The following is an 18,033-nucleotide window of genomic DNA, read 5'->3' as shown; positions in this document are numbered from 1 at the left end:
TTGTATCCATAATCTTATCTTACAAAAACTCTGATTATTTTATTCAGACGGCCCCTCTAGCACTATTTTACTTTGTGCAATCCATCCCGAACCGATAGGTTTATCTAACGCTTTATCCGTTAAATCATTTAAGGCCGTCTGAAACGTTTCAAATGCAATCAGCTCCGAACCGAAACGGGCCAGATGATCGGTATTTTGCTGGCAGTCTATGATTTCAATCCCGCACTCAACCATATAAGGTACGGCACATGCAAACGCAATTTTTGACGCATCCGGCCGAAGCGCAAACATTGATTCGCCGAAAAACACCCGCCCGATTTGCACACCGTATAAGCCGCCGGCCAGATTCAACACCCCATTTTCATCGGGATACCAACATTCAAAAGAATGGGCATGGCCGAGTTCGTGCAGGCCGATATAGGCTTGTTGCATCTCTTCGGTAATCCATGTACCGGACTGCCCCGGCCGCCGCACACCGGCGCAAGCGGCAATCACGGCCGGGAAATTCTGATTCACGGTGACCAAATAAGGCTTATTGCGCAGTGTTTTTTGTAATGAGCGGCCGATATGGCATTTTTCGGGATACAGCACCGTACGCGGCGACAAAGCCCACCAACACACCGGATCACCTTCCGAAAACCATGGGAAAATGCCCTGCTTATACGCCGTTAACAACCGCTGCGCACTCAGGCTGCCACCAATAGCCACGAAACCGTCACGCTCTTCAATAGCCTCGAAAACATCGGGGAAAGCGGTTGTATCATCATATAAAAAAGGGATTTCCATACCCAACGGCTTCCTATAAAAATATTCAGACGGCCCCAATATATCAAGGCCGTCTGAAAAAAGTTTACAATCAAACGAGATTAACGTTTGCGTTTTTGCTGGCAGTCGCTACACACGCCGTACATATACAAAGCATGGTCAACCACCTGATAGCCGTTTTCTTCGGCAATTTTATCTTGCAGTTGTTCGATTTCCTGATTATGAAACTCGGTAACCTTACCGCATTTCACACAAACGATATGGTCGTGATGATCGCCTTTGTTCAATTCATATACCGCTTTACCCGTTTCAAAATGATGGCGCAGCAAAATGCCCGCCTGTTCGAATTGGGTTAAAACACGGTAAATCGTGGCGACACCGATTTCGATGCCTTCATCCAATAAAATACGGTAAACATCTTCTGCACTTAAATGTTCTTCCGCATGTGTTTCAAACAAATCTAAAATTCTGAGGCGCGGTCCGGTTACCTTTAAACCGTTGTCTTTTAATTGGGCGATATTGCTAAAATTATTTTCCATAATGCGTTCATACCCTTGTCGTCTAATTACCGTTATAATACGCAATTTTAACAGCTTTGCCCACTACCAAGATAATAAAGGTTTTCAATTATCCTATATATATAAACCCGTACAAAATCGGACAATCGCTACTATAAAGCCGCCCACATCAAGACAGTACCGCATCATATCGGTAGAATCTTCCGATTTCTTTGTTATACTGATGCCTGAAGCCTGCTACGACTATCAAACGAAAGGTAAAACTTGTGAATAAACCATTATGTCTTGCCATGGCCGCCCTGTTGGGTTTGGCGGCCTGCTCTGCCGAGCGCGTATCCAATTTCCCCTCGTATAAATTGAAAGTGATTCAAGGCAATGAACTGGACGCCCGTGCCGTTGCCTCTTTACAACCCGGCATGAGCCGCGATCAGGTTCAATTGCTATTAGGCACCCCGCTACTACGCGACCCCTTCCATAACGACCGCTGGGACTACACATACAATACTTCGCGTAACGGCATTGTTTCCGAACAACGCACGCTAACCCTGTATTTCAATAACGACCAACTGGTTCGTGCAGAAGGCGATGCCATCCAATATGCCATTCAACAGCTTGAAGCCGAACAAGCCGCTGCGGCACAGCAACAAGCCGAGCAACAGCAACAGCCAATGGTACCGCAACCGCAGCAAGCGGTTCCGCAAGAGCAGCAGGCAGTACCCCAACCGCAACAACCCTAACCGCCGCCCCCAAACAAGGACTGATTTCACATGAACGCACTCAAAATCGCGATTGCCGGCGCAGACGGCCGTATGGGCAGGGTTTTGGTTGAAGCCGTCGAACGCCATCCCGATACCGTTTTAAGCGGCGCACTCGAACATTCCGGTTCGTCTGCCTTAGGATTCGACGCAGGCTATACTTCCGGCCTGAAAACCGGCATTAACATTACCGATGATGTCGACAGCGTATTGGCCAACAGCGATATCCTTATCGATTTTACCCGCCCGGAACCGACCTTGGCCTATTTGAAAAAATGTGCTGAGGCAGGTGTCGGCATGGTGATAGGCACCACCGGTTTCGACGACGCCGGCAAAGCCGCCATTCAGACGGCCTCCGAACAAATCGGCATTGTTTTTGCCGCCAATTACAGCGTCGGCGTAAATCTGACTTTCCACATTCTCGACACCGTCGCCCGCGTACTCAACGAAGGCTACGATATTGAAATCATCGAAGCCCACCACCGCCACAAAGTCGATGCCCCCAGCGGCACCGCTTTGCGTATGGGCGAAGTGATTGCCAATGCTTTAGGGCGCGACCTCAAAGAATGCGCAGTATATGGTCGCGAAGGCCACACCGGTGCCCGCGATGCCAACACCATCGGCTTTGCCACCGTTCGCGGCGGCGATATTGTCGGCGACCATACCGCCTTATTCGCCACCGAAGGCGAACGGGTGGAAATTACCCACAAAGCCAGCAGCCGTATGACTTTTGCCAGCGGTGCGGTGCGTGCCGCCGTATGGTTGCGCCACCATCAAAACGGCTTGTTTGATATGCAGGATGTATTAGGCTTAAAAGCCGCCGCCAATAAATAACCTGTTATCGTTTCCGGTTAACATCAGGCCGTCTGAGATTTCAGACGGCCTGATGTTTATATAATTATGTATCAATATTCAAATGCAGCATTTTATTGCCCAATACAAAAAAAGGTGCGTATTAAACGCACCAAAAGACTGCCTTGTTTTTCAATAACCATGTGCTTATTCGCACGGCTCCGTTCAATCGGTATCCGTTGAGGCCGTCTGAAAACACACAGCATCATTTTCCCCGTAACCGTACTGATTCATGACTATTCAGAAGGGCAACCATATCTTTTGTACTCTTTTTTTAGATTATGAATCACCTAAAATCTATCCATATTGACCCAAATCAATTAATTCATAAAATATGAATATTTTAAAAAATCATAATGCATAGAATGCTATTTCATATATCCTTCAATCATACCCATAAATAAATTAATAATTTGTTTTATAAAATAAAAATAATCCAATTATACAAAAGTATTAATTATAAAGGCGTATTTTTATATTAAAAATAGCTACTTTTACAGGTATACCTTTTAAAAAACAATCATGATAAAATTTATAACATTCATATATTATGAATTTTATAACATTCAAAAACACAAACACAGGAGCATAAAAATGGGCCAGTATAAAAAGCTCTGGTACTCGCTGATTGCGGTACTGACCATTACCTTCTCCATACTCGGCTACCTAGGCACCGAGGTTTACCGGAAAATACCGCCGGTTCCGCAAGCCTATGTATCCGCATCAGGCAAAACACTCATTACCAAAAACGACATTCTGGCCGGGCAATCGGCATGGCAAAGCACCGGCGGTATGGAGTTGGGTTCTATTTTAGGACATGGCGCTTATCAGGCTCCCGACTGGACGGCAGACTGGCTGCACCGTGAACTTGAAGCATGGCTGGATATTACGGCGCAAAAAGAATTCGGCAAACCTTATGCCGATTTGGATACCGCCACAAAAGCAGCCTTGCAAACGCGCGTAGCAGAAGAATATCGTAACAACAGCCGCATGCAAGCCGATGGCCGGGTTGTTTTATCCGATACGCGTATTCAGGCAATCGAGCAGGTTGCCCCCTACTACATTACGCTCTATGGTAATGATGCTTCCATGATTCCGACCCGTGAAGCATTTGCCATGAAAAACAATACGCTGCCGGATGAAAATGCCCGTCGACAACTAACCCGTTTCTTCTTCTGGACAGCATGGGCGGCTTCGACCAACCGGCCGGATCATGATGCGACCTATACCAATAACTGGCCGCACGAGCCTTTGGTTAATAATGTACCGACGACCGAAAACTATATGTGGTCGCTGGCCAGTATCGTGTTCCTGCTATTAGGTGTCGGTTTATTGGTTTGGGGTTTCTCTTTCTTGAAAAAAAACGAACCCGAACCGGTCATCCCGCAACAAGACCCGTTGTCTAAAATCGTGTTAACACCCTCTCAAAAAGCATTGGGCAAATATGTTTTCCTAACCGTCGCCCTATTTGTGGCACAGGTTTTACTCGGCGGTTTGACTGCACACTACACCGTTGAAGGACAACAATTCTACGGCCTTGATATTTCACAATGGTTTCCTTATGCCTTAGTGCGCACATGGCATATTCAATCGGCGATTTTCTGGATTGCCACCGGTTTCTTAACGGCCGGCCTGTTTCTGGCACCGATTATCAATGGCGGACAAGATCCGAAATATCAGCGTGCCGGTGTGAATTTCTTATATATCGCCCTGTTTATCGTGGTATTGGGCTCTTATGGCGGTAACTTTTTGGCATTAAGCCACGCCATTCCGCCCGGCCTGAATTTCTGGTTCGGTCATCAGGGTTACGAATATCTTGATTTAGGCCGTTTCTGGCAGCTTCTGCTGATGGTCGGCTTGCTGTTGTGGCTGTTTTTAATGCTGCGTTGCACCGTTCAGGCCTTTAAACAAAAAACCGATAAAAACATGTTGGCGATTTTCGTGGCCTCAATGGTCGGTGTCGGTTTGTTTTATGCGCCGGGCTTGTTTTACGGCGAACACACCAGCCTCACCATTATGGAATACTGGCGCTGGTGGGTGGTACACCTTTGGGTGGAAGGTTTCTTCGAAGTATTCGCCACCGCCGCCCTTGCCTTTATTTTCTATAATATGGGTTTGGTTTCCCAACGTTCGGCAACCGTCGCCTCTTTGGTATCGGCCAGCCTGTTTATGATTGGCGGTGTGCCCGGCACCTTCCACCACCTCTATTTTTCAGGTACCACCACACCGGTGATGGCTGTCGGCGCCTCATTCTCCGCTTTGGAAGTGGTACCGCTGATTTTATTGGGTCGCGAAGCTTACGAACATTGGTCTTTCCAACATGCCTCGCCATGGGCCAAACGCCTACGCTGGCCGCTAATGTGTTTTGTGGCAGTCGCTTTTTGGAATATGGTCGGCGCCGGTGTATTCGGCTTCCTGATTAACCCGCCGATTTCCCTCTATTACCTCCAAGGACTGAACACAACGGCAGTGCATGCCCATGCGGCTTTATTCGGTGTTTATGGTTTCTTGGCACTGGGTTTCGTATTGCTGGTTACCCGCTATCTCAAACCCGATACACCGTTTAACGACAGTATTATGACTTGGGGATTCTGGATGTTAAACATTGGCTTAGCGCTCATGATTGCCACCAGCCTGCTGCCTATCGGCATTTTCCAAGCCCACGCCAGCATCACCCAAGGCTTGTGGTATGCCCGCAGCGAAGGCTTTATGCAACAAGAGCTGCTCGATACCCTGCGCTGGGTACGCACGCTTGCCGACTTAATCTTTATCGGCGGTGCATGCTGTATCTCATGGCAGGCAGCCAAAACCGTATTCAGCCGCAACCGCTGATATCGGTTTGGTATGAAACAAATAGGCCGTCTGAAAACTTTCAGACGGCCTGTTTTTAAGCCGATTGTAGGGGCGGATTATATATCCGCCCGTTGTTCGGGAGTGTGCTATCGCTAAAATATCACCGTGATGGTGTAGGGTTGGCATGTGCAGTAAAGGGTTACATTGTCGAATGGGCAGACACGGAAGGATATATAATCCGCCCCTACAAAAGCAAGTGTAGATTGAATACCGGTATCCGAAAAAACGGCTGGTATGATGGAAACGTTTTATCATAGTGATGATGTGTCAATATCGGATTCGATAATCCGGCCTACACTACATGGGTTATTAAATCAGTGAAGCCGTCTGAAATCTTTCAGACGGCCTGTTTTTATATATTAGCAATTAACAAAACTGATCAGGCCGGCTCGAAAGCCGCTTCAAAAATCGCCATAATTTGCTCTTTCGTTGCCTGAACCGGGTTGGTAAACCCACAAACATCTTTCAATGCATTATCGGCCAACATACCGAAATCTTCCTGTTTCACACCCAATTCTTTGAGTGATTTCGGAATACCGACAATATCGGCCAGTTTGCTAATGGCTGCAATCACATCCAATCCGGCCAAATCCGAATTGTTTTGGTTTAAGATTTTGCCGACTTCTTCCAAGCGCTCCCGTGCGGCATCTTGGTTGAAATTTTCCACATGCGGCAACAGCAGGGCATTACACACTCCGTGCGGTAAATCGTAAACCCCGCCCAACTGGTGCGCCATAGCGTGAACATAGCCCAAAGAGGCATTATTAAACGCCATGCCGGCCAAAAATTCCGCATAGGCCATTTGCTCGCGTGCCTCTTTATTTTTCGGCTCTTCCACCGCAGTCGGCAGATAGCGGGCAATCAATTCGATGGCTTTAACCGCACAGGCATCGGTTATCGGGCTGGCGGCGGTAGAAACATAAGCCTCTATCGCATGGGTTAACGCATCCATACCCGTAGCCGCAGTTAGCGGTGCCGGCATATTTTCCATCAATGCAGGGTCATTCACCGATAAAAGCGGAGTCACGTTTTTATCGACAATCGCCATTTTTACATGGCGGGTTTCATCGGTAATAATCGTGAAACGGGTCATTTCCGATGCCGTACCGGCCGTGGTATTAATCGCTATCAGCGGCAGCTGCGGTTTTTCAGATTTATCCAACCCTTCATAATCTTCAATCTTACCGCCGTTTGCCGACACAATGGCAATGCCTTTAGCCGCATCATGCGAAGAGCCGCCGCCCAAAGAAATCACAAAATCCGCACCGGCCTCTTTTAAAGCAGCCAGTCCGTCGTTAACATTGCCCACCGTCGGATTCGGTTGAACGCCGCTAAACACGGCATAATCCATACCTTTTTCTTTCAATAATCCGCCAATCTGGTCGGCCATACCCATTTTAGCCAGCCCGCCATCGGTAACAATCAGTGCCTTTTTCAAGCCCAATGTTGCGATAATTTCCACAGCTTGATTCAGTGCGCCTTCGCCTAAAATATTTTGTACAGGCATAAAGAATTGCGTAGTCATGGTCATATTCCTTTCTTGTAGATTATTTTATAAATTATTATGATGAAACCACCGGCGTATTATCCGATTGATAAACGACCGGTGAGAATAAATTGCCATACCGGAAAAAAACTGGCAAGCCCCCAAAAGGATTACTCATCGGAGTTTTACCTCCACTTACCACAACAGAACCATAACCTACTGTTTGTTAAAAACTTTAAGGCAACACTTATCCATCTTATCTTTATTTTCCTACTGCTTTGAAACCATTATCCAACCCGTCAAAACAATAAAAAAGGCGCCTCTAACAGGCACCTTTAAGCAATCATTTCCAACTGTTTTCCAAGCCAAATCAGCCGCGCATAATATCCTCAATATCCGCAACACTTTTCGGCACCGAAGTAGTATAAACCTTACATCCCGTTTCGGTAACATAAACATTATCTTCAATACGGATACCGATATTGTGAAAGGCTTCGGGAATATCATCAGCGGCGTTCACATAAATACCCGGTTCAATCGTGGTACACATACCCGGCCGCAGCAATATCGGTTCACCGTTTTGCCAGCGGCCGCCCACATCGTGCACATCCAAGCCGACCCAATGCCCCAAGCCGTGCATATAGTAGCGCTGATAGGCCATAGATTCGATATTACCGTCTACCGTGCCCTGCAACAGTTTGAAATCCACCATACCCTGCACCAAAATACGCAAAGTCATCTGATGCAAATCGCGCCAGTCGGCACCGGGTTTTACTGCGGCAATGGCGGCTTCATTGGCGGCCAACACCACTTCGTAAAGGTCTTTTTGAGCGGCATTGAATTTACCGTTTACCGGAAACGTGCGGCTGATATCGCCAGCATAACCCTGATATTCCGCGCCCGCGTCGATGAGCAATAATTCACCGTCGTTCAACACATCTTTATTTTCAACATAATGCAGGCAACAAGCATTTTTACCACCGGCGACAATGCTGTTATAAGCGGGAAAACGGGCGCCGTGCCGCATAAACTCATGCAATAATTCCGCTTCGATTTGCAATTCGCTCACACCCGGCCGCGTTTTCTGCATGGCCCGAATATGCGCTTTGGCACTGATTTCGCCAGCCTCTTCCAACAATGCCAGCTCATGCCCGTCTTTTACCAAACGCATGGCATCCAGAATTTCCGACACATCGCCCAAAGCATCGGGCGCATAAGTATTCAACTGAATGCGCTGCCCCGCATATTGCCGTACCCTGCCCCATGCCTGCATCAATAAGCGGTCATGTTCGGGATAGACGCCCCATAAAGCATATAAACGGCTTTTATTCAGCAGCAATTTTTCTAAATCTTCATGCCAACGGCTGATGCTGTATGCCGCATCCAAACCAAATGCCTCACGCGCGGCTTCGGGGCCGTAGCGGAAGCCTTCCCACGTTTCGCGAAGCGGATCTTTATCGCGGCAATACAGCGTAGCCGTTTGCGCCGCGCCGTCCAACACCAATACCGATTCAGGCTCCGGAAAGCCGGTTAAATAATGAAAATAACTGTCTTGGCGGAATGGAAAAGTAGTGTCGTTACTGCGCCGCTGTTCGGGAGCGGCAAACAATATGGCTATACCGTCGTTGCCTATTTGTTGGAGCAGTTTGCGGCGGCGTTCTATAAAAGGTGTCATCATTTTTATTTCTCTCAATCTTGATTTTATTGTTTTACAAACTTTAGGCCGTCTGAAAATACTTAAACCATTAATGCGCATAGAAAATATAACATCGCATGCTTTCAGACGGCCTCAAAATAGATTCACATTCACACAACCCGAAAAGCTGTTTATTGCCTACTTATACCTACTTATAATAAGGGCTATTGCCTAATTATCAAATCCGGCTCGGCTTATGGCTATACCTCATTATCCGCACGCGCCTTTACCAAACCCTTGGCCTTCGCCACGCGATCGGCCAACCATAAAGCCGCAGCCGTTCCCAACATATCGGCAGCCGCATCACCCACGCTGCCCTCGCGCGTTTCGGTGAATAAAGCCTGCCCCACCTCGCTGCCTGCCGCAAACAACACGGCAAACACCACCAGCGAACGATAAGGAATCGGGCGGTTTTCCACCATAAAAGCTTTGGCACACAACCAGATTTGCGCAAAAAACAAAGCAAAATGCGCCACCTTATCGAAATGGGCAAACGGCGGCACGCTTCCATCAGCCTCGCGCAGTAATAAAAGATAGCAGCCGCCGAAAAACCAAATCACGGCAGCCCCTGCAAAGCGGTTTAACGGTATGGTTTTCATAAACCCTCTTCATCCAGCCACGTTTGGCACACTTCGGCCAAGCGGGTAAACTTCCCGCCTCTGGCTTCTAAAGCCGCCCGCCACTCGGCCACTTCCGCCGCATCGGGCGCTTCATCTAAACTACATTCATATAAAAAGAAATCCAAAGTTTCCGCCACCGTGCCCGGCGGCTCGGTACGGATTAATTCCAAAATCGCAGACATACGCTACCGATTCCATCGTTTTAAAACGCTTATTCTATCGCAAAGCACACCCATATCATACAAACCGCCCCATTATCAGCATATTTCAACAACCACCCACTCTCATAAATCAAATAGGCCGTCTGAAAATATTCATACGGCCTATTTGCCTTAATTCATTTTATTTATTATCAAAATTATTTATTGCCGATTTATTTTTATCATATCGCCCATTATCAGACATTAATTTTTCAGACGGCCTTTATCATCGCCTATACAAAGCCGATATTTGAAAATAATTTATTCCAATACGAAACAAAAGAAACAAAAAATGTATTTATTTTTATAAAAAACGAAAATTTTGGAGCGAAAATTCAAAAAAAATGCACACAATTCAAATAAATTGTGTGCCAAGTCTACAAAGGAGAAATAGAGGAGAAACTATTAACTGAATACTTAACCAGCTAACGAAGCGAATTATGCCTAAACTCAAAACACCAGTCAATACCTTTATCCATAATGTTTTTCTAAAATATCAATTAGTATTTTTTATGCAACATCATTTAACCAAACAGATATTGATTCGATAAAAATTATTCAGAGTCAATAAAAATATAAGATGTTCATTTCACCTTCGGAACCGAACATTAAAAAAACAACCTCATCAAGCCAAACCATCAAACCATGCCCTGCCTTATCCCGCTATTCGGCAATATCATTCAGAGCTATTTTATCTTATTGATAAAATTCCTTGTATTTTCAAAAATTTATTTGATAGACAAAAAAATGCGCACACCCGATAAGGGCATGCGCCAAGTCTACAAAGGAGAAATAGAGGAGAAACTTCAAACTGCACTAAGCAACTTGAAGAATTGAATTATGAACCGAATCTGCTATATAGTCAAACCTAAATTACAAATTTGTTTATTTGTAGTGATAAAAACAACACAAACGCAACATTCCCTACTTTCTATAATATTTCATCAGGTTTCCTGATTGATTCAGACGGCTTCGGGCGCCCATGCCATCATATTATGCACCGTTTGTTTTGAATATTAACAGTTCACCATCGCCTAGCTTTTAAAGCCACTATGAGCATTTGTGATTATGTACCACTATTTGTAGGGGCGGATTATATATCCGCCCGCGCCAACACAACGGTAACGTAAATCAAAACAACCCCGCTCCGACTCCAACCATAATCCCAATATCAAGAATGCCCTAACCCATACAAACGGGCGGATATATAATCCGCCCCTACATATTTAATCATTAAGCCGTCTGAAAATAATCTTCAGACGGCCTTAAATATCGGCAATACAAATACACCAACTATTTACCATTAATTGTAGGGGCGGATTATATATCCGCCCGCGCCAACACAATGGTAACGTGAATCAAAACAACCCCGATCCGATTCAACCATAATCCCAATATCGAGAATGCCCTAACCCATACAAACGGGCGGATATACAATCCGCCCCTACATATTCAATCACTAGGCCGTCTGAAAAATAATCTTCAGACGGCCTTAAATATCGGCAATACAAATACACCAACTATTTACCATTAATTGTAGAGGCGGATTATATATCCGCCCGCGCCAACACAATGGTAACATAAATCAAAACAACCCCGATCCGATTCAACCATAATCCCAATATCGAGAATGCCCTAACCCATACAAACGGGCGGATATGCAATCCGCCCCTACATTTAATCAGGCCGAAGCCTTTAGCCAACTCCATTGCAGCCGCTTTGCTAAGGCTTACCCGCCAACCGTTCTGATAAAGACCGCGCGGCTTCCGAGCGTTCGCGGCGGCTGGATTCCGGCGAATGGGTATTCAGCGACGACCATTTGGCCTGACTGCGCGCCTTATTCAATTCGGGCGGCAGTTTGGCAGGCTGCCAAGGCGTTTTGCCGCTTAGCATTTCAATCTGCGCCTGCGCCGCATGGCCGCGTTTTTGCAGGGCGTGCAATAAATCCAAAGCGCGGGCAGCCAATAAGGTAACGGTTTCGGGGTCGATATGCAGGGTTTGCCTGCCCGATAATTTATCGCTGATGGTCTGCATATTCGGCAACACCCCGCCCAATACGCTGCCTATGGCCGTGCCCAAACCGAGCGAACCGCCCAGCGTCATCATATCTACCCCCATGCCGATTAATGCACCGGTTGCCGCGCCCGTACCGATGCGGATACCGTATTCCTTCAGCAATTCCCCGTCAAACGGGTCTTGATGAAACGCTTTCAGCGCCCAATCGCCCGTGTCGATTTCGCTATGATAAAAACGATAGGTTTGAAACAACTGCTGCTGAAGTTGGCGCTCAAGCTGGCGAACCGAAGCCTGCATGGTTTGCAAAACCGGTTCGGGGTTGTCGTGTTCGTCGATTTCCTGACGGTATGCCGCCACATCAATCAGAAAATGGGCGATATCCAAACGCGCATCGCGGTCGAGTTTCTGCCATTCGCGGCGGCGCATGCCCATTAAATCGTCTAAGATGCCGCGATCGGGTAGCATAGTGGCCAGATTATCCCAAAGCCTGATTTCACCCTCGAAATCAAACGCCACCGTATCGAAACCGCTATGCACATGCAAACCGCGCCGTGCCAGCATGGTTGCCCATTCGTTTAAATCCTGCCCGCCGATAAAATTAAACACCGGCATCACCGGCTTGGCACACCACGATAAAACGGTTAATTCGTCTTTATATTTATTCAACACCGGCTCGCGGGCATCAATCACATACAAAGCCATATCGCTCTGCAATAATTGGCGCAAAACTTTCGCTTCCTGATTAAAATCACCGGCCGCTTCGGGGCTGTCGAGAAACTGCTGCAAACGCTCGACACCGTCCGCACGGTTGGAAGTATGGTCTTCCAGCCAATCCAACACCCCGCCCGCATCTTCCAAACCGGGTGTATCGTATAAACAAACCAAAGTACGGCTGCCATCGCTAATCACCGCTTCTTCGACATGGCGCGTTGTCGCCGCCGCGTTTTTGACCTCACCGAACTGACTGTCACGCAACAGCGTACGCAGCAATGAGGTTTTGCCGGTATTGGTGTGGCCGACTACGGCTAGGGATAGGGGTTTCTTTTGCATAAATATCGGTTATTCTGAATTTATTTTGAAATGGTAATATAGTTGGTATGTCCTGCCTACTAATATTGGTTTTCAGACGGCCTAAAATAGCGGGCATACGCCCGCCATCTCTGCAAATTCATTATTATTTCAATAATGAAGGAATTTCCATAATCCCTAATGCTTGTTTGGTTTTTTCTGATAAACGGGGAATGCTTTCATATATCCAATCAACCAACTCTTCCCCTTCCATAATGTTAATATTATGTTGTTCGGCTAATTGTTTGTTCTCGTCTGAAACCTTCGCTGTTGTTATCAGCCATTTCTGGCAATCAACATCATCATCTTTATCTTTATAGGCAATCAGTTGTTTTAAGCCGTGTCCGTTGGTTTCGCCTCGATGATGTTTGGCCTGTATTAATAAATAAGTTTTGGAAAATCTATCTACCTTTTGGGCTTCAATATCTATATCTGCAATATCAGATGATTGATTTTTTGCTTTAATCTTTGCCTGATAGCCATCAATCTCAAGCATTTCCCGAATCAATTCTTCCAAGCCGCGGCCACCGTCTTTCAACCATATGGTTTCTTGGCGAATAGATTGAAGCAGCTCTTCTTTAAACTTTTGTTCTGCCAATTCGACTTGCTCTGAAAAATAACTGGAATGTCGGTATACTTCTCTTGTTTTCTTAATCGAATCAATTATTCTATTGATTTCATCTTTAAATTCATTGAAATTTGCAATGGCAGTACGAACCTTTAATCGGCTTCCTAATTGTCCGCTAAAATCACTACGGGCTATTTTTAAAACACGCCCATCAACTTTATAAAAGTCTACCGACACCAAATTGCCGGCATTATCTTTTGTCCATTCCGGATTAAATGTTTTCTTTCCTTGAACCTCACCGATACTGACCGACTTACTAGACGGTACAAGCACAATATCCCCCTTCTTCAAGTTAAAAAAACGCTCAATATTTTTTGTTTTCCTGCCAACACCTGCCGGATAATGTTGTTTAAAAGCATCAGACAACGCTTTGGTATCTTGGTATTGGGAAAAATCCACTTTCGCCCAACCATATCCTACATAGCCTGCGTTAACCACGTATAAAGGGGTACGTATCATAAAAATATTCATTTTTTATTCCTTGTGAGTAAGTAACGTTTAACAATGTGCTGCTTTATTAATCAGACGGCCTCTTTCACCAAGCGCTCCTGCTGGCTCACGCGTGCCGGATCCAACCACGGCAGGCCGCGTTCGCCCAAGGCGGTGTGCCATTGACTTAAATAATCGTTGAGGCCGTCTGAAAAATCTTTTTCTACTAATAATTGCACTACCGCTCCGCCCTGCGCGGCTTCGGCAAGGGCGGTGATTTGGCGCAGGATGCCGCGGTCGGGCACGCTGCGGGCGCGGACGCCGATTAATAATTGCGCGGGCTCTTGTTGTAATTCGGCTTTTAATGCGGCTACGGTGTCGCGGCTGTCGGCAGTGCCTTTATCGAGCCAATCCTGCCCTAAAATGTGTTTGAACCATGATTTTTCCGGCCATTCGGCATCGAGCATCACCGCCCATTTCGGGGTGTCGTCGAGTTTGATTTTCGGGGTAACGGCGGTAACGGTTTCGCTTTGGGTGTCGGCATCGACTACCCGCCGCTGCCATTGCTGGATAATTTGGCGGTAATAAGGTTTGTCGAGCGGCAAGGTGCTTTGGGTGCGGCGGGAAAGCATTTTGCACACCAGCCATGCGGCAAAGCGCGGCAACAGGCCGTAGCAGACAAGGCTGCCAATCAGCAGGCCGCCCCATTGTCGGGATGTGGCGATATCGTTGTTCAGACGGCTGATTAATACGGCATCGGCATCGGGCACGGGAAAGCCGAGTTTGGCCGGCAGCCACGATAAAATATGCACGGCCTGCACAAATGTGGCATCACTCAATAAGGTGCTTTCCCAATTAAAGGTATATTGGCGCACGCTCAGCAGCAAAACAGCGGCGGCCAACATGCCGATTAGAGTTGCCAGCCATAAGCGGTGAACGGTTAGGCCGAGCGCCCAACGGGTAGCGGGTTTGGCCAATTCGTCGCTATACAGCCGCATAATGGCTTGGTTAACCGGATCTTTGCCGCGTATCCAAAAGGCCGGGTTAGAGAAAAAACCGCCGGCTTTATAGCGCGGTAGGCAGGCGGTGATTATCCACGCCAGCAACATCAGGGTATGCAGCCCCAATACGCCGGCCAAAACAAAAAAGAAATTCAAACCCGATTGCTGCATCAGGGTAACCGTACCCGCAAAACCGCTAATCAGCCAAAACAAGGTAGCCGCCAGCAGCAGCCAGGCAAACAGGCTGCGGATGCGCGCCAAGCTGTCTTGCAGTTTGTGGTCGCTGTCTATCATTTCCGCGCGGCGGTTGAGTTTGGTTTCGATATTGCCTTCGGCATGGCGCAAGGCTTCGGTAATCGGCTGCGGATCGGCAGAAAAAATATAGTTGCGTTCTTGTAGCAGGCGGACAAGTTCGGTGAGCTGGCGGGGCGGATTGAGCATGTTGAGCGGGTAAAATAATCAGAAAAAAGGAAAGGCAGATTTTAACACAGGCATCTGTTTCAGACGGCCTTATGGAAAAGATGCGTTAAATTTAGTATGCTTACACTAGGGCTTTTTAGGAGAGATAACAATGAAATCAATTTCCTCTTTTCCGCTATGTTTTTTCCTTTGCACCTTATCTATTTCGGCACAAGCAGCCGATACGGCAGCCGTAGAAGAACTGCCTGCCGCACCTCAGACCGCACCCCCCGCACCTGTTCACAATACTTGGACGGATAGGCAGCATAGAAATGTTCAAACCACCATCAACCGCTGGGCGCATAACATGGACGACTGGTTCGGCACGCCCGATCCCGACAAACCGGCTTCTGCCAATTTGCGTATTATCATGGATAACACTTGGAACAAATACGACCATTTTTCCATTCGCCCGCGCATTCGCGGCAAACTCAAGCTGCCGGTTTTACAACAACGCTTAAATGTGGTCTTCGGTGATGATTCGATTGATAGAGATTTAGAGCATACCGGCCATATTTACGATGAAACCCAATTAAACAATACCAGAACATTCGACCGTACCCGCACCCGCGAAAGCAATTCGTCACTGGCTTTGCGCTGGTCGGATATCAACCGATATACCGGCATTGACACCGACACCGATATCGGTATCCGCTCCGGTGATGATTTATACCTGCGCTTGAGAGGCAGCAGAGATTGGGATTTGGGCAACGGCTTCAGCACCCGCCTTGAGCAAACCTACCGCTACGGCATTAAAAGCAAACACCATCTGCGCACCAACTGGGAAGTCCGCCAAACCGAAACGGGCGAAACCTTTCATGCCAACAACCTTAATATCGAATACAACCATAAAAAAGATGATGAAGAATGGCTATGGGGCGACAGCCTATACCGCCAACACGACTTAGCCGGGCATAAACGCTTGAACTACGGCATCTACGCAGGCGGAAAAATCAAAAACAAAAAGGTGAAACTAAACAGCTACGGTCCCTTTGCCGGATGGCGGCAACCCGTTTGGCGCGAATGGCTGTTTGTACAAACCGAATTAAACTACCTCAACAACCGCGAAGAAAACCGCCGCCACCATATTGGTACTTTAGTGCGCGTGGAAGCTTTGTTTTAATCAAAAAATCACGTTGGTGCGCCATATGATTCTCTAGATGAAACATAAAATATCACAACGGTTTAAGCCTGCCGACCTACTCAAACGATAGGCAAACGGCCTATTTCTATAGCGGATATAGGCCGTCTGAAACTTGTATCAAACAGCTAAAAAATCTATTATGCTGCTTTATCGAGTTAAAGTTTCGAAAGTCCGCTATGAATCTGCCCGCTATCTCACCGGCTTATCTGCCGCAACTGCAAGAATTCGAACGCAAAATCTTACGCAACCAAATCAAAATCGAAGCATGGTTCCGCCAACAATGGTCGGAGCATCAGCCGCCGTTTTACGGTTCGGTCGATATCCGTAATGCCGGCTATAAAATGGCTTCTATCGATATGAATTTATTCCCCGGCGGTTTTAACAACTTAAACCCCGACTTTATCCAGCTTTCCGTACACGCTGCGCAAGATGCGGTAGAGCGCTCATGCCCGCAGGCCAAATCGGTATTGATTGTGCCTGAAAACCATACCCGCAATACTTTTTATCTGCAAAACGTGTATGCTTTGAGCAATATTTTGCATACCGCCGGTTTTGAAGTGCGTTTGGGCAGCCTGAATCCGGAAATTACCGAGCCGACCGAATTTGAAACCGCTTTGGGCAATAAAATCCTGCTTGAGCCGCTATTGCGTACACGCGGGCGCGTTCATCTGGCCGACGGCTTTTCACCCTGCCTAGTCTTGCTAAACAACGACCTTTCCGCCGGTATTCCCGAAATCCTGCGCGATATTTCCCAAACCGTTTTACCGCCTCTGCACGGCGGCTGGACAACCCGCCGCAAAACCAGCCACTTTGCCGCTTATGATAAAGTCGCTGAAGATTTTGCCAAATTAATCGATATCGACGTATGGCACATTAACCCCTACTTTGAGCAAATCAGCGGCTTAAATTTCCAAGAGCACGAAGGTGAAGACATATTGGCCGACGCCGTTGAACGGATGTTGGCCAAAATCCAAGCCAAATACGATGAAAAAGGCATTACCGACAAACCGTTTGTGATTGTGAAAGCCGATGCCGGCACCTACGGCATGGGTGTGATGAGTGTAAAATCCGCCGAAGAAATCCGCAGGCTAAACCGTAAAAACCGCAATAAAATGGCTAAGGTTAAAGAAGGCTTGGAAGTCACAGAAGTGATTGTGCAAGAGGGCATCTACACTTATGAAACCCTCAACGGTGCCGTTTCCGAACCGGTTGTTTATATGATGGATCGGTTTGTTATCGGCGGCTTCTTCCGCGTTCACGAAGGCCGCGGCGTAGATGAAAACCTAAACGCAACCGGCATGTCTTTTGTGCCGTTGGATCAAGCCATTCCGGTCGCCGAACGCGAAGACTCGGTCGACGAAGAACGCTGCAAACGTATTTTTGCCCAATGGGATGCGCTCGGCGTACCCCAAACCAGTGCCGAAAATCCCGATTGCGAATGCAACCGCCTGTATATTTACGGCGTTATGGCACGCTTATCGCTGCTTGCCGCTTCTTTGGAGCTCGAACAAACCGCCCCGAAATAAAAACCTATACGGCCCGC

General features: G+C 47.2%; 14 protein-coding genes and 1 pseudogene. 5 read left to right on the top strand and 10 right to left on the bottom strand.

Annotated elements, in window-relative coordinates:
- Positions 1–39: 39 nt before the first annotated feature.
- Together aat and fur are read right to left on the bottom strand one after the other, a co-directional pair.
- Positions 40–786 carry a leucyl/phenylalanyl-tRNA--protein transferase gene (aat, locus tag NXS09_RS04585; protein WP_259291387.1) on the bottom strand — a complete coding sequence of 249 codons (747 nt, stop codon included), beginning with the start codon at positions 784–786 and terminating at the stop codon, positions 40–42.
- An 80-nt stretch (positions 787–866) separates the two neighbouring features.
- Positions 867–1,374: pseudogene (fur, locus tag NXS09_RS04580) on the bottom strand (ferric iron uptake transcriptional regulator).
- A gap of 175 nt (positions 1,375–1,549) precedes the next feature.
- On the opposite strand from fur, the gene NXS09_RS04575 reads away from it, so the two are divergent.
- From NXS09_RS04575 to NXS09_RS04565, 3 genes are all read left to right on the top strand, one after another.
- Complete coding sequence (locus NXS09_RS04575; protein WP_259291385.1) at positions 1,550–2,020, top strand: outer membrane protein assembly factor BamE; 471 nt, start codon at positions 1,550–1,552, stop codon at positions 2,018–2,020.
- A 30-nt stretch (positions 2,021–2,050) separates the two neighbouring features.
- A complete protein-coding gene (dapB, locus tag NXS09_RS04570; RefSeq protein ID WP_259291384.1) occupies positions 2,051–2,872 on the top strand; it encodes a 4-hydroxy-tetrahydrodipicolinate reductase in 822 nt (273 codons plus the stop codon).
- Positions 2,873–3,484: 612 nt separating this feature from the next.
- Complete coding sequence (locus NXS09_RS04565) at positions 3,485–5,722, top strand: nitric-oxide reductase large subunit (RefSeq protein WP_259291383.1); 2,238 nt, start codon at positions 3,485–3,487, stop codon at positions 5,720–5,722.
- A 400-nt stretch (positions 5,723–6,122) separates the two neighbouring features.
- Here the strand turns inward: NXS09_RS04565 and NXS09_RS04560 are convergent, their stop codons facing one another.
- The 8 genes from NXS09_RS04560 to NXS09_RS04525 form a co-directional block, all read right to left on the bottom strand.
- Positions 6,123–7,268 carry an iron-containing alcohol dehydrogenase gene (locus tag NXS09_RS04560; RefSeq protein ID WP_259291382.1) on the bottom strand — a complete coding sequence of 382 codons (1,146 nt, stop codon included), beginning with the start codon at positions 7,266–7,268 and terminating at the stop codon, positions 6,123–6,125.
- 331 nt (positions 7,269–7,599) lie between these two features.
- On the bottom strand, positions 7,600–8,907 hold the full coding sequence (locus NXS09_RS04555) for an aminopeptidase P N-terminal domain-containing protein (RefSeq protein WP_259291381.1): 1,308 nt from the start codon (positions 8,905–8,907) through the stop codon (positions 7,600–7,602).
- Positions 8,908–9,125: 218 nt separating this feature from the next.
- Positions 9,126–9,524 carry a VanZ family protein gene (locus tag NXS09_RS04550; protein ID WP_259291380.1) on the bottom strand — a complete coding sequence of 133 codons (399 nt, stop codon included), beginning with the start codon at positions 9,522–9,524 and terminating at the stop codon, positions 9,126–9,128.
- Positions 9,521–9,727 (bottom strand): dioxygenase, encoded by a 207-nt coding sequence (locus tag NXS09_RS04545; RefSeq protein WP_259291379.1) that lies wholly within the window; start codon positions 9,725–9,727, stop codon positions 9,521–9,523. The genes NXS09_RS04550 and NXS09_RS04545 overlap by 4 nt, the downstream gene beginning before the upstream one ends.
- A 1,565-nt stretch (positions 9,728–11,292) precedes the next feature.
- On the bottom strand, positions 11,293–11,454 hold the full coding sequence (locus NXS09_RS04540) for a hypothetical protein (protein ID WP_259291378.1): 162 nt from the start codon (positions 11,452–11,454) through the stop codon (positions 11,293–11,295).
- Between the two features lie 13 nt (positions 11,455–11,467).
- The gene (locus tag NXS09_RS04535) at positions 11,468–12,811 is read right to left on the bottom strand and encodes a DUF3482 domain-containing protein (protein ID WP_259291377.1); all 1,344 of its coding nucleotides are present in this window, start codon (positions 12,809–12,811) and stop codon (positions 11,468–11,470) included.
- 124 nt (positions 12,812–12,935) lie between these two features.
- Complete coding sequence (locus NXS09_RS04530) at positions 12,936–13,928, bottom strand: restriction endonuclease (RefSeq protein WP_259291376.1); 993 nt, start codon at positions 13,926–13,928, stop codon at positions 12,936–12,938.
- A gap of 50 nt (positions 13,929–13,978) precedes the next feature.
- Positions 13,979–15,328 carry a DUF2868 domain-containing protein gene (locus NXS09_RS04525; protein ID WP_259291375.1) on the bottom strand — a complete coding sequence of 450 codons (1,350 nt, stop codon included), beginning with the start codon at positions 15,326–15,328 and terminating at the stop codon, positions 13,979–13,981.
- A 130-nt stretch (positions 15,329–15,458) separates the two neighbouring features.
- On the opposite strand from NXS09_RS04525, the gene NXS09_RS04520 reads away from it, so the two are divergent.
- Positions 15,459–16,469: a hypothetical protein gene (locus NXS09_RS04520; protein ID WP_259291374.1), complete on the top strand. Its 1,011-nt coding sequence runs from the start codon at positions 15,459–15,461 to the stop codon at positions 16,467–16,469.
- A gap of 197 nt (positions 16,470–16,666) precedes the next feature.
- Positions 16,667–18,016, top strand: coding sequence for a glutamate--cysteine ligase (gshA, locus tag NXS09_RS04515; RefSeq protein WP_259291373.1), 1,350 nt, complete (start codon positions 16,667–16,669; stop codon positions 18,014–18,016).
- Positions 18,017–18,033 lie beyond the last annotated feature (17 nt).

Origin of the sequence: Neisseria montereyensis, from assembly GCF_024834045.1 — a bacterium.
Taxonomy (GTDB): domain Bacteria; phylum Pseudomonadota; class Gammaproteobacteria; order Burkholderiales; family Neisseriaceae; genus Neisseria; species Neisseria montereyensis.
Note: the sequence above shows the minus strand (reverse complement) of the source record. Positions and strands in the feature narration are given on the sequence as shown.